This window comes from [Anoxybacillus] calidus (assembly GCF_013760845.1).
Classification (GTDB): Bacteria; Bacillota; Bacilli; order Bacillales; family Anoxybacillaceae; genus Paranoxybacillus; species Paranoxybacillus calidus.
In genome coordinates, this window is the sequence record NZ_JACDUU010000004.1 from 32,139 (window position 1) to 46,117 (window position 13,979).

The following is a 13,979-nucleotide window of genomic DNA, read 5'->3' on the forward strand; positions in this document are numbered from 1 at the left end:
TAATCTTATTGATGAATATGATTAAAAATATCATACATTGGTACGATGATGGATGTCACAATCGTTCCAATGATGCCGGCTAAAAGGACGATCATGAATGGTTCGATAAGTGACTTTAGACGGTCGGTTGTCGTTTCGACTTCCGCTTCGTAAAAGTCGGCGACTTTAGCGAGCATCGCATCAAGCGATCCGGTTTCTTCGCCGATAGCGATCATTTGCGTGACAAGCGGCGGAAATGCCCAATGTTTTTTCATCGGCTCGGTCAGCGATTGTCCGCGTTCAAGCGAGTCGCGTGCCTGCTTGATGACTTTAGCGATTACTTCATTTTCGACGACATTTTCGACAATCGCTAAAGCCTGTAAAATCGGCACAGATCTGGAAAATAATGAGCTTAATGTTCGCGCCATTCTCGCTAACGCCGCTTTTTGCAACAGTTTTCCGAAAATCGGCATGCGTAACATGACATAGTCAATATAATACTTGCTTTCTTTATGTTTTTTAAGTACCGAAAATAATACATACAAGCCAAAAATGGCAAGCACAACAAGCCACCAATATACTTGCATGACCTCGCTTGCTTTAAGGACAAATTTCGTAATCGCTGGCAATTCGGCATGAAAATCCGCAAACATTTGCACAAACGTCGGAACAACGCCAATTAATAAAAAGATGACAACACCAATCGCAATGATGCCGACAACAATCGGGTAGGCGAGCGCAGAAACCATTTTTTGCCTTGTGCGATGAACTTTCTCAAAATGATCGGCGAGCCGTTCGAGCGTTTCATCCATATTTCCGCCCGCTTCCCCTGCTTTTATCATGTTCACGAACATCGGTGGAAAGATGCGTTTATGCTTTGCGGTTGCCATGGATAACGGATTTCCAGCGCGAAGGTCTTCTTCGACCTCTTCAAGTGCTTTTTTAAGTGCCTTACTTTCCGTCTGGCTTGCTAAAATGCGCGTCGAATCAACAACCGATACCCCCGCCTTTAACAATGTCGCAAATTGACGTAAATAAATGACAAAATCTTGCAGCTTTACCGCATTGCCAAACGTAATTTCCTTGTTTAATAACGTTTCCGGTACTTCATTAATTTCGAGCACTTTAATGCCTTTTTGCCGCAATTTGATGATTGCTTCTCGTTTCGACGTGCTTGTAATCGTACCGGTTTGTCTTCTTCCTTTTATATTGCGTCCTTGGTATTTAAACTGCGGCATGTTATTCGACACGCTCCTGCATCAAGTAAGGTTCAGCTACTTCTTTAGGAATGAGTCCAGCTTGCACTAATTCTTTTATGCTTGTTGTTAACGTATGCATCCCTGCTGCACGACTCGTTTGCATCACGTTCACAATTTGGTGAATTTTTTCATTGCGAATTAAGTTCGCTACGGCGGCGTTATTGATTAAAATTTCCGTTGCTGCGATTCGTCCTGTTTTTTGTACATTTGGAAATAAGCGCTGCGAAATAATTGCAACCAATACGGAAGCAAGCTGAATGCGAATTTGCGATTGTTGGGCAGGTGGAAATACATCAATAATACGGTCAATTGTTGCCGGAGCGCTTGCAGTATGCAATGTTCCAAGGACAAGATGACCCGTTTCTGCAGCCGTAATCGCGGTATGAATCGTCTCTAAATCGCGCATCTCCCCGACTAAAATCACATCTGGGTCTTGCCGCAGTGCCGCGCGTAAGCCATTGGCAAAATTATTCGTATCAAAGCCGATTTCGCGTTGGTCAATAATACAGTTTCCGTGCTTATGCAAATATTCAATCGGGTCTTCAAGCGTAATAATATGTTTGCGCATCGTTTTGTTCATATAGTCAATCATCGCCGCAAGCGTTGTCGATTTCCCACTTCCAGTCGGGCCTGTAACGAGTACAAGACCTTGTGGCTTTTCCGCAATCCGCTTTAACACTTCCGGCAGGCGTAATTCTTCAAGCGTCGGAATTTTTGTTGGTACAACACGAATCGCAAGTGAAATACAGGAACGTTGCTTATACGCATTAATGCGAAAACGAGAAACGCCAGGAATACCGTAAGAAAAATCATGCTCTCCTTTTTCTTGAAATTGCTTCCATACGTCATCGGGGATAATGGACCTTGCCATCGCTTCCGTATCTTCCGGCCGCAGTATGTCTTGACCGTATTTTTTTAATTCCCCATTAATGCGCATAATCGGTGGTACACCAACCGTTAAATGCAAGTCCGATGCTTTGTATTCAAAAGCCGCGCGTAAAAGATGGTCTAATCGCTGTTTCATCGCTCTCACCTTTAGCTCAAAATCGCCACCTTCAATACTTCTTCTAACGTTGTCAATCCTTGCTTGACTTTTAATAAGCCGTCATCGATTAAAAAAATCATTTTATTTTTGATCGCTAACTCGCGTAATTTCGAAAATGGTTCTTTATTTAAAATGACACGACGCATCTCATCGGTCATCACGAGCAATTCATGAAGCGCCATTCTTCCTTTGTACCCGGTCATATTGCATGTTGGACAGCCACGGCCGCGAACTAACTTTTCGATTTTCATACCACGGCGTGCAAAAATTTCGATTTCTCGTTTCGTCGGTTCTTGCTCTTCTTGACAATCACGACAAACGCGGCGAACGAGCCGTTGTGAAACAACACCCGTTAATGAAGTAGCGACAAGAAATGGCTCAATCCCCATATCAATAAGGCGCGTAATCGTACTTAACGCATCGTTCGTATGTAGTGTACTTAGCACTAAATGCCCCGTCAACGACGCGCGAATCGCCACTTCCGCTGTTTCTCGATCGCGAATTTCCCCAACCATAATAATATTCGGATCTTGGCGCAAAATCGAGCGCAATCCTTGCGCAAACGTTAAACCGACATTCGGATTGACTTGAATTTGGTTAACACCTTCTAATTGATATTCGACTGGGTCTTCAATCGTAATAATATTAACCTCTTCGCTATTTAAATGATTTAACGCGGCATACAATGTCGAGGATTTTCCTGAACCGGTCGGCCCGGTAATTAATACAATTCCCGTTGGTCTTTCAATGAGTTCGATAAACCGCGGTAAGTTTAATTTATTAAATCCTAATTTATGAATATCATTAAGAGCCGCTCCTAAATCAAGGACACGCATCACAATTTTTTCCCCATACACCGTCGGCAACGTCGAGACACGCAAATCAACCGGATGGAAGTCTATATTCATTTTAATCCGACCGTCTTGCGGAATGCGATGTTCAGTTATATCCATATTTGCTAAAATTTTAATTCTTGCTGTTAACACGCTTTGCATATGCTTCGGTAAAGCGCGGTCGGTACGTAATACCCCATCAATACGGTAACGAACTAACACTTTTGTTTCTTGCGGGTCAATATGAATATCGCTTGCCCGCTGCTCGACCGCTAATTGTAAAATTTGGTTGACAAGTCGAACAATCGGTGAATCTTCTTCAGTCACTCGTTCTTCTTCTACCGTCTCGGATACCGGAGTCATGCGTAAAAAATCTTCCATCGACTCGTCAATATCATAATACTTGTTAATCGCCCGCAAAATATCGTCTTTCGAGGCAATCGCAGTCTCAATATGAAACCCGGTCGAAAGGCGTAAATCGTCAATGACGAAAAAATCCATCGGATCCGCCATCGCGACAAGCAGCCGGTCTCCTTCCGCCTTTAACGGCATAACCATATGACGTTTCGCAAATTCTTTTGGGATAAGATTCGTCAACTTCGGGTCAATGGGATAACGATATAAACTCACATGAGGAATACCTAATTGAAATTCAAGGACTTCGATTAACTGTTGTTCCGTAATATACCCACGCTGCAAGAGCGCATCTCCTAGCTTTTGACCGGGTGCTTTTTCTTGTAACGCTTCTTGCAGTTGCTCTTCTGTAATCAGTCCAGCCTCGACTAATAAATCCCCTAATCGCTTCCGTTCTTGTTTTTTCTTCATTCTCATCCCTACTTTTCATACAGTTCGGTATCCAAATCTTGCTCACTCGAAGGAGTGTTTTGTTCACTTGTAGTTGGAGATGTTGATTGCTTCTCATCTTCGTTGACTTGCTCGTTTCTTGATTCACCTTGCTCTTGTTCTTGCCCCGATTCACCTTGATTATCTTGTTCCGATGGAACTTGATGATCGTTCGTTGGATTCGTTTCATTGTTAGACAAATCAACACCAAGCTCTAGCCCACGAACTTCTATGTTATGCGAAGGTGGGTAGAAATCTTCGGCAACGATCTCCGTTTTCAACAAATGATTGTTTTCGTCATAGATTTCTTTTTTGACTTTCGCTAGTATTCCATGTTTACCTTTTTGCTTCATTCGACGTTCTCCAGGGCTTAAAAGCGAGCTATATTGGATGATTGTCTTCGGAGTAAAATACTCGATCTCACCGACTTTTACAACATATTGATAAACCAATGGTAATCCTGTTAGCGTAACGCGAAAACCGTTATTCATCGCTTTAAACTGTAACGTATACGTGCTCGTGTTCGGATTATAAAAGCGAAAATCACGACTTACTTTGTCTACTTTCGCCTCATAGCCGAGAGGAATTTCATTAGGCAAGTCTCGGCTTGTATGACGTTCAACAATCATAAAATTCGTCGGCAAAATCGCCTGATAAATGGCAGAGGCAATAATGCTCATTCCTTCTGAAGAGAGCGGTTCACTTTTTTTGTTCAAATAGGCAGAAAGCGAGAATAAGCTTTTTCCTTTTATTTCAATCGTTGGATGATTGGAAACCCAAGCGATCACTTCCGCTTCGCTTTCACCTAGATTCCCCATCATTACTTCACTAATCGGTTGTTTTTGGACTCCTTGTTTCTCGATGAAATAGTTTGTTAGGTCAATGGACTGTTTTCCCATCTGTAAATTCGCAGCAATGCTCATGATATCTCTCTTTAATTTTTTGAGATTAATAGAGGATAACGATAATGGGGCCATTACTTCCTCAATCAGCTTCGAAAATGACTGCTCATCGAATTGAACAACAAGCTGTGATGGTTGCCCCGCGGCAGCTTGTTCGACACTTTGTTCTACTTGAAATGTAAAGAGTTGGGTAGGAAGTGCTTCTGTTTTTTCTTGATAGGTCAATTGTAGTACTGTCGACGTTTTCCATTCATTTACTTTTTCTTGAACAATACGTGTCGCTTCTTCTTTCGATAGCTTTGATACGGAAACGGAGCCAATAACCGTTCCTTCTGCAAAACGGCTCGGCTCCTTAAAAAACGATTGATAAGCAAAGGTGCCGATTTGTGAGAAACTAATAAGGTAGAAGGTACAAATGACGATGACAAAAAACAGTTTTACCGCAGCTGCTTGCCTCACAAGCAAAAGCCCCCTTTGCTTACACATCAACGTTCATCGATACATCCACAATCACACTCGGCCCTTCCTCTTGCGCTTTCGTAATATGTTCCACTGTTAAAATCGTCCCTGCTTCAATGAGAACATTCCCATTTCGGTCGAGAATGTCTTTTGTGACTCGTTTTCCTTGCAGCAGTTCAATTTGCTTTTCTCTCAAAACAATCAGCGCTTCATCCTCTTCGATGCCATTAGCCCGTTGTTCTACCGCCACTTCTTCGATTGCCGCAAGCCATTGGCGATGTTCTTCAGCAGATAACGATTTTCGCTCTATGAACTCATTAGCTGGAATGGAAGTGGCTAATTCATCTACTTGTTCCGTTTTTTTTTCATCTGGAGTTTGTCCCTTTTGAATGAGCAATTTTGCCTCATCCAGTAGGGACGAAGAAGCATTTTCATTCACAATGATTATATCTTTTCCATATGTTAAAACAAAATCGGACGGTAATACAGCTTGGCGTTCCCCGATTTTTAATTCAATTCCTAATATTTCCCCTGTTTCCTCATCCGCAAAAAATTCGGTCACTTCACCAAGCAACTGTCCTTTTCTCGTCATCGCTTTTGTGTTTTTAATACGAATCTGCTTATTGACAAGTTGATTGGCAATCGGAATTTCCGTTAAATCAATGACCGCGCTATCACTTTCGACCGTTACAGCAAATTCTCCGATTCCCACTACTTTTTTAAACGGAATCGCTTTTAGGCTTAACTGAACATCTTCTTGTTCGATCGTTAAAAAGTCAATCGAACCTTTTTCCGGGTTAATGACTAACGTTTTTACTTTTCCAATCTGTACCCCGTCTGCAATGCTGATAATCGGAAGTCCAACAATTTGCGCACTATTTTTCATGCTTTCACCACACCTGTTCGTTATGATTTAATAAATGTATGAGAAAGAAACTCGATTTCTTTTAATAAAATCGGATAATGAGCAAACTTTTCTTGCAAATGAATAAGCCATGAAGCAAGTTGATCGTAATCTTTTTCTAAAAGATAATGCTCGATTAACAAACGAGCGAACGCATAATAATCATCATCGGGTAAATCTGCATGGAGACATTGATGGATACGGCGTTCATACTCCGCCTTTTCAAGATGCTCTCGACTCAACTGAAGCTCGGTAATGACCGTATGTAATAATTGCTTTCGAAGCGGTGACGTATGGCTAGCAGCGGTATGTGGAACGACCTCGACGTCAAAAAGTGCTTCAACGGTCATTGACTCTTCTGTCTGTTCACCTTTGAGAGGCCATTCAGGAAGCCAATTATCGTCCGATAATGACTCTATCATTTCCTGTTCTTGAAAAACTTTTTCCTCGATTTCGTTTACTTCCAATAAAGATGCCGATTCTGCTTCAACAAAAAACAACTCTTCTTCGATAAATGAATCATTTTTCTCCTGCTTTGTTTCGTCTCGGACGATGTCATCTAACAACTCAAACCGATGTTCGAGAAATTGAATGTCCTCATCATTTTCTAGTAATTCTACATTCATCTCATCGTTAGATAGGAGAGGCGCTTTTGAATTTTCGCCATCCTCTAACGGCTCGACCGATGGTTGCTCTTCAACAAGGACTATTGACTCAGTCTGTAAAAGGACATCATCATGTCCGTGAACAACCGCCTGTTCGTCAGCCGCTGCGTTCGTTTTGTTTTGTACATGAAATAAAAAAGGCTCATCTTCATCCTCTTCTTCCGTTACGGCTGCGTAAAGAACATGGCCAAATTGGCGGTCGAGCAAATACGTCATGGCCATTGCAAGCAACAACAAAAGCAATCCAAGCTGCCAAAGCGGAAAAACAGATTGCGTTATCGATGCAAGCAGTGATAACAATAATGAAACCACAAGTGCAACAATTTTCCCACTCCGGCTCAATCCAAGGGGCAACATCAATAAAAAAGGAATGACAATGATAAGAGCAACAAGCATAAATAAAATCGGTTTCAATGTTTCACCCCTTCTTCCGAGACATATCAGACAAATTTCCTAAAAATGAAACAATACTCGACTCTAACATATTGTATAATAAAGTTACATATTTTGAAAGAAGGGTATGCGAAATGCCTATGACAAAATTTACAAAAAATCATAAAGGTTTAACATTAATTGAAACGATGTTATCCATTACGATTTTAGGAATTGTGATGCTTGGTATCATGACAGTATTTAAACAAGCGTATCTATACACCATTTTAAATGAAGACAAAACAGTTGGAATTAATGTCGCACGAAATGCGTTAATGTATATGAAAAAACAAAGTTTCATCGAGTTAAAGAACTATTTTACAGATACAGATAAAGAACTGAAAATTCTCATATGCAAAACAACAGACGAAAATGGAAATATAATTGAAAACTATCAATCTTTTGACAAAGATGCTTCTATCCCGTCAACCTGCCAAAACGTTGAAATTAATAACACGAAATACGAAATTACTGTCCAAGCCCTGGAAAATAAGCAAAATTATCAAAACTACTTAATTCCGATAAACGTAGTCGTTACATGGGAAAGAAACGATATCGAACGGTCAACGCAGCTAAAGGGGGTTATTACGAGTGAAGACATTCGTTAAACGACTGGCCCCAGACGAACGCGGAGTTACGCTAATTGAGTTGCTGGCGACCATTACGATTTCATCGATTATGCTTTCCGTCATTTATGGTGTGTTCATTACCGGTCTGAACTTATATAACAAAATTGCGATTGAGGGACAGCTAAGAGACGACGCCGATTATGTTGTCACTAGAGTGATGAATAAGCTTTATTCCCTTCCCTTCGATCATATCGAATATTGTCCTAATTCTCCTGAAGGAACATGTATTATTTTAGAAAACGACAAATATGTCGGAATTGATCAATACAATGACCTTTTAGACATCAATCCTGAAAAGGACTATGTTGAAAACGGAAATAAAGTATCGACAACCACGAAAATTGAATTGGCCGAAACAGAAACCGGGTTTTATCAATTTAAAATTGACGAGGAAATATTAAGTACGCAAGCAAACTTTAAAGACTCAACGATTACATTTCAATGCTCTAAAGAGCAAAACGGAAACTGCGTAAGCGCGATGATTCATATTGATTTATCCGTGCAGCATCCAACGATTCATAAAACGCTTCGCCTAGCGAGCAAATTCGGTTGGTGATGACTTTGATGAAAAATGAAAAAGGCTCAAGTTTAATAACGGTATTATTAGTAGCACTTATATTTATGACCATCGGACTTGCCATCATTTCTTCTTCGATCGGCGGCGCATTGCGGACAGAAATTAGAGAAACTGATATCGATGTTACTTACCAAGCGAGCAATATCATGGAAGAAATTATTGCTGACCTTAAGCTGGCGATGAAGAAAAAAGACCCACTGAGTCCTGAACAAGATTTGCCTGCCAGTTACCACCTTCCGTTATCAAAAAATGGTGGGACTGTTGATGTGAATTTTGACCCGACATTAATGAAGCTACTGAATGAAAAAATTATTCCTAAATACAACAGCCTTCCATCTGTCGAGTCGCTGGAAATTAGGGATATAAGTACAGAAAAACCTTATTATATCAATAAACAATTTCATTTTACTCGCGTGCTGGAAATCAAAGTAACCGTAAAAGACACTCATCAAGCAGCAGTTAAGCGAACAATGAAGCGAAATGTGATTCTCTCACCGACCCCGAGCTTTTTGCAATATGCCGTTGGCTCTTTAGGGGAAGGCGAAAACAAGGGACTTGAAATAAACGGTTCTCCGAACATTCTTGGAAATGTATTCAGCAACGATTTAAAAATCTCGCAAAATGCAAAGTTTTATACAACAGATAACGTTTTAATGGAAATTCCGACACCGTTTCCATCGATATTCGGCGACATTTATTCCGAAGGAAAAGATTTGCGAACATCGTTAAGCAATGACCACTTTTATAAGCGAAAAATGCCGTTGTTTAAAAACCATAGTAATTTCATTGATGTAAACTTCAATGAAACGTTTAACACACGGGCAGATGAATTATTGCAAAATATCACGGGAGAAAATATTAGCTACAGCAATGGAAACTTTCGTACTCAATTTGAAAACTATGTAAATCATCTCATCGAAAATGGCGGCACTTTGATTTTCTTTCCTCGAGATGATAAAGAAACAAGCATCGATTTATCCGATTTAACGAGTGACGAAGAAACCGTTTTGCAATCTAAAAACAATGAAACCATTAAACTGACTAATGCGACTACGACAACACGCACAAAACCACTAAAAATAATCGGTAACGTTAATTTAAGCAACATCTCTAGACTGGATTTACCTGATTTAATTGTCAATGGCGATTTGACAATTACGAATTATGGAGATTTGCAAATTGGCAATCTATTCGTAACAGGAAATGTGACGATTGCCAATTTTGCGGGAGACGATGCAGAAGGAATACTGCAATATAATACAGTTGTCGGTGGAAATTTGGAAATGGTTAATGATACTGACTTCCAAATAAACGGAAACGTCTTTATTAACGGAAACACGAAACTTGTGGCAAGAGATTCTTCTTTTACAATCCGCGGCTACGTGATGGGAAATAGAGATTTTTATGTGCTTGGAAACGATGATTTAAATAAAAATGAAAATGACAATTTTATCTTTGACTCTGTGATTTATGTAATGGGGCAATCGTTTATCTCAAGCGCCAACATTTTCGGTGCGGATAACAATGATAAACAGCTTGTCTTGTTATCGAATGGAAATTTGACTATAACACGCATCAATGAATTCAGAAATTTTTCCATGATAGACGAACCTGCTAATTTTAACGGTGAAGTGACGGATTCTGCAATCAAACCGTTACAAGCGTTTTTCTACACACATCAAAATGCAGAACTATATGGTGTCGGTTCATTATTTTATATTGACGGTGGTCTATTTGCACGTGAGCATTTAGTTATTAACGCTATTCGCGGTGGACAAGCGAAAAACGAAGAAGATTTAAAACAAATGACCATGGACGGGAACCAACCTACCTTCCAAACTGATAAATATTCCCGTTTCAATGTAAAATATGATAAAAAAGTATTGCTAAGACGAATCGACGATTTGCCGCTTGTGGATGAATTGCAAGTCATTCCAGACGCGATTGAATTACAATAAAAGCCGCAAGGGAATGCAGCCCCTTGCGGCTTTATTGATTACCATTTTCCTTTCGGTATATCAGAACCTGTACCTCCCCCGTCGTCTCCTCCTCCTGAATTCGTAACGATAATTACGATGGAGTCTCTGATATCCTGGCCGTCATTTGTTCTTTCTTCAGCAATGGCAGTGACGGTTGAATAGCCATAATTCCTTGCAGTGATATACCACTGTCCTTTCTCATTCGTTACTTCGACATATTGAGATGCAGAAGACGACACGGATTCCAGTTTCTTGTTTGTCGCATTGGATGGGTTAAACTCCAATAATGATGCAACAGGTATTTTTTCACCAATCGTTAAACTTAACGTTGGTTGTCTAAAGCGGATGCTTTCTAGCGGAATAACTGGATTGGTGACTGTTATCGTTGCTGTTGCTTTTTTGTTCGGGAATTCTTCCGGATAAACGGTAAGCGTAACCGTTCCTTCTTTCAAAGCTTTGACTGTACCTCCTGTTACTGTCGCAATACTGCTATCGCTTGATGACCAGTTAAACGTAAAAGCGTTTAACGGTAAGCGATCTGGATTTAGTAACACTCTTAATACTTGCGATTCGCCAATATTCATTTTTGGATTATATTGGTCTAATGTAATCCCTATTAGTAAGAGAGAATGAATGGTTAATGTTTTTTCGAATGGTTCTCTTAAGAAACCACCTGTCGCTTTGACTTTTATCGTTGTTGTCCCCGGAACATTGACATCGTAACTCCAAGATGATGGGTCAGCAATCACTTGAAGTGGATTTGATCCGTTAACAGAATATTCATATTGAGTACCAGCCCCCGGAACAATGTAAGACCAAAATACAGATACAGGCTCATAAACAGTATACTGATAGGTCCCATCATGTTCTAAAATTTTCCCAGGTACATTTGCTGATTCTATAGCGACTTCAGGCGTGAGTTTAAATAAAACTTCCGTATTATCAGCGTAAGCCACAACAAGTATGTTTCGATTTCCTTCATGGAAATCTAATGCTTTAATCGGGAGCATTTTTTTAACTCCATTATTGTCATTTAAATGAGTGGCTGCTTCTAATTTTCCTGAATCTCTAATATATTTAACGATTTCTCCATTATACGTTCCCTTATATTCCAAAGGTGTTGACGCTTGCTCATCAATTAAAAATACATTCATTTCCATTAATTCGTAAAAGCGGGACGTTACTGTTGCTGTTTGCCTTTCCTCTTTTATATTGCTGTCATAAAATTCAATCGTTGGATTAGCGATGGCTGACGGTGGAATGGCATAATCAATTTTTAACCTAATTGTTTTGGAAAGGTTGCTATCTGAAAACCACATTCCTGTACTTTTGCTTTCGTAACTTAACGGCTCAAATGTAAAAGTGATTTCCTTCGTTCCATCTGGAAGCGTTTGCTCACTGACTCCAGTTGTATCCGCTAGGCTGACTCCTAAAGGCAGCTTTTGTTTAATGGTTATGTTAGACAATGTTCCTTTTTTACCTACAGGCAACTTTGCGTAAGGTGTTAATGAATATTTAAGTTCAAATGTATTTTTCGTAGTTTCGCTTGAATTCGTTTTTACAAATTGAATGACATGATCTTTAACGATAACTCCTTGAGGCAACGCATATTCCATCTTTGTTGTGAAGGAAGGATGGACCTCTTCATCCACTTTAATAGTGATCGGTTTATCATAACGAACAACTTGTTCTTGATTATTCAAATCTTTATATTTTAATGTAACTTCAAAGTTATATTCACCTTTGGCTGTAAATTTAAGTGGTAAAGAAGGGAAGTTGACAGGACCAGGCGGTTGACCGACTTCATATTTTACTTTACCACCTTCCGGACGGATCATCGCATAGCCTCCGCTTGTTGTAATTTGCGGATGACTTCCGTCAACGCTAACATTGTTTGGCAATTTGACTTCTATTCGAACATCGGTAAAAGCAGGCGTATCGATATCTTTAACGAGCGCTTCAAAAATCGTATTTAAATTCTCAGTGTTTCCGTTTTTAGCTAGCGGTTGACCAGCGTCATCCTTACTAGATAATTCCTGCAAAAAACTAAACTTACTTTCGCCAAAGCCGATTGGATATAGTTTGATTCCTTTGTCCTTTATCTCTTGACTGACTTTTTTGGCATGATTTTGAATATATACGGATGCATGTTCACTAAAATAAATATTTTTTCCGTTATAGTAAAAAGGATTTTGCTCAAAACTCATGAATTGGTAATAATAATCAAAGATCCAAAACTCATCGTTATAGATATAACCTCTGTCATTACTATCAACCACGTAGATGATTTCCTGGGAATGTTTTCCTAATAAATTGGTGTATGGATAATTAATTTTCTTCCCATTTTGGTAATAATGATAAAGCCCTTGCACAAATTCATCTGTTTTTAAAAAAGTTGGTTCCCCATCTGTTAAAAAAATAATATATTTACTTCTTGAATCAGCTGGATTTTCAGCAAAAATTTGATCCGCCGCTTCTAAAGAATTGCTGTAATTTGTTGCTCCTTCAGCCGTGACACTATTTAAAGCTTTTGTTATGTCATCAATATTTTCTGTCAAAGTTTGCTTTTGTGCTCCAAATTGATACGTTGTTACTTCCGAGTCAAAAACGACTAATCCAAATCGATCTTTCTTTGTCCGATTCATATTGGCATTTTTAAAAACCGTTGCAGCCGTTTGCATTGCTTCTTTCGCTCTTGTAATTCTTTTGACAGAAGAATTAGAACTAATTTTAAAATCCATCGAGCCAGATTTATCGAACACAAACACAACGTCAATCGGCTTTCTTGGGTTCTCCGAAAGCATTCCATTACGGTTAACGGAAAAGTTTAAACCGCTTAAAGCAACACCGTTTTCCAAAAATGATTCTTTTTTCGTTGGTTCTACGCTGTTAAGCGTTAAAGATAATTCGTTATCATCATTTCCTGATGGCGGTTCAATTGGATTCGATGACCCATTAGCTTGATATTTATACGGTGTTTCCGGAAAATCAAAATAAAATTTTTCTTTTCCACTACCTAATTTACGGTAAGCCTTACCTGTAATTTCATAGGTCGTATTTAAACCGTCTGGCCATTTATCAGACATGTTTACGCTAAATTCGTATGTTTTCATCCCTTGGCCTTCATTAACATTGTTAATAGTAGCAATGAACGTATTTGTTTGATTGCAATTTGCATCCTCTTCTTTTCTTACACATATTTCTATCTTCGTAACCGTATTCCCTTTTCCATTTTCTTTCCCTGGTGCGGTTACAATGCCTTTAATCACGCTATTATTAACCGTTGTAAATGTTCCGTCCTTTTTATCATCCGCCTTTGCTACTAATGGATAATGGACAAAAGATGCAAAAACAGTTACAAAACTGATGAAAAAAACTATTAATCTTATAAAGAAGTTTCTCACGCCTCCCCCCCCCTTTTTTTTCTCCCCATATATTTATCACTTATTATATCAGACCCCCATTCGTCCTAA

The 13,979-nt window shown here is 39.4% G+C and carries 10 protein-coding genes; 3 read left to right on the top strand and 7 right to left on the bottom strand.

The genetic code is table 11. The annotated features are described in order from the left end of the window. Positions 1–5: 5 nt before the first annotated feature. Genes HNQ85_RS09160 through HNQ85_RS09185 form a run of 6 tightly spaced genes read right to left on the bottom strand, consistent with a single transcriptional unit; the run spans position 6 to position 7,303 of the window. Positions 6–1,217: a type II secretion system F family protein gene (locus HNQ85_RS09160; RefSeq protein ID WP_181537451.1), complete on the bottom strand. Its 1,212-nt coding sequence runs from the start codon at positions 1,215–1,217 to the stop codon at positions 6–8. Position 1,218: 1 nt separating this feature from the next. Next, a complete protein-coding gene (locus HNQ85_RS09165) occupies positions 1,219–2,262 on the bottom strand; it encodes a type IV pilus twitching motility protein PilT (protein ID WP_181537452.1) in 1,044 nt (347 codons plus the stop codon). A gap of 11 nt (positions 2,263–2,273) precedes the next feature. Then, positions 2,274–3,941 carry a GspE/PulE family protein gene (locus HNQ85_RS09170; protein WP_181537453.1) on the bottom strand — a complete coding sequence of 556 codons (1,668 nt, stop codon included), beginning with the start codon at positions 3,939–3,941 and terminating at the stop codon, positions 2,274–2,276. 8 nt (positions 3,942–3,949) lie between these two features. Continuing rightward, entirely contained in the window at positions 3,950–5,320 is a 1,371-nt protein-coding gene (locus HNQ85_RS17955) for a VanW family protein (protein WP_181537454.1), read from the bottom strand. A gap of 19 nt (positions 5,321–5,339) precedes the next feature. Next, entirely contained in the window at positions 5,340–6,206 is an 867-nt protein-coding gene (locus tag HNQ85_RS09180) for a PRC-barrel domain-containing protein (RefSeq protein ID WP_181537455.1), read from the bottom strand. 20 nt (positions 6,207–6,226) lie between these two features. Further along, on the bottom strand, positions 6,227–7,303 hold the full coding sequence (locus HNQ85_RS09185; RefSeq protein ID WP_181537456.1) for a hypothetical protein: 1,077 nt from the start codon (positions 7,301–7,303) through the stop codon (positions 6,227–6,229). Positions 7,304–7,416: 113 nt separating this feature from the next. Between HNQ85_RS09185 and HNQ85_RS09190 the strand changes: the two genes are divergently transcribed. Genes HNQ85_RS09190 through HNQ85_RS09200 form a run of 3 tightly spaced genes read left to right on the top strand, consistent with a single transcriptional unit; the run spans position 7,417 to position 10,485 of the window. Then, on the top strand, positions 7,417–7,929 hold the full coding sequence (locus HNQ85_RS09190; protein ID WP_181537457.1) for a type IV pilus modification PilV family protein: 513 nt from the start codon (positions 7,417–7,419) through the stop codon (positions 7,927–7,929). Beyond that, complete coding sequence (locus tag HNQ85_RS09195; protein ID WP_181537458.1) at positions 7,913–8,506, top strand: prepilin-type N-terminal cleavage/methylation domain-containing protein; 594 nt, start codon at positions 7,913–7,915, stop codon at positions 8,504–8,506. The genes HNQ85_RS09190 and HNQ85_RS09195 overlap by 17 nt, the downstream gene beginning before the upstream one ends. 8 nt (positions 8,507–8,514) lie before the next feature. Then, on the top strand, positions 8,515–10,485 hold the full coding sequence (locus HNQ85_RS09200; protein ID WP_181537459.1) for a hypothetical protein: 1,971 nt from the start codon (positions 8,515–8,517) through the stop codon (positions 10,483–10,485). A gap of 38 nt (positions 10,486–10,523) precedes the next feature. Here HNQ85_RS09200 and HNQ85_RS09205 read toward each other — a convergent pair whose 3' ends face one another. Further along, a complete protein-coding gene (locus HNQ85_RS09205; RefSeq protein ID WP_181537460.1) occupies positions 10,524–13,910 on the bottom strand; it encodes a VWA domain-containing protein in 3,387 nt (1,128 codons plus the stop codon). Positions 13,911–13,979 lie beyond the last annotated feature (69 nt).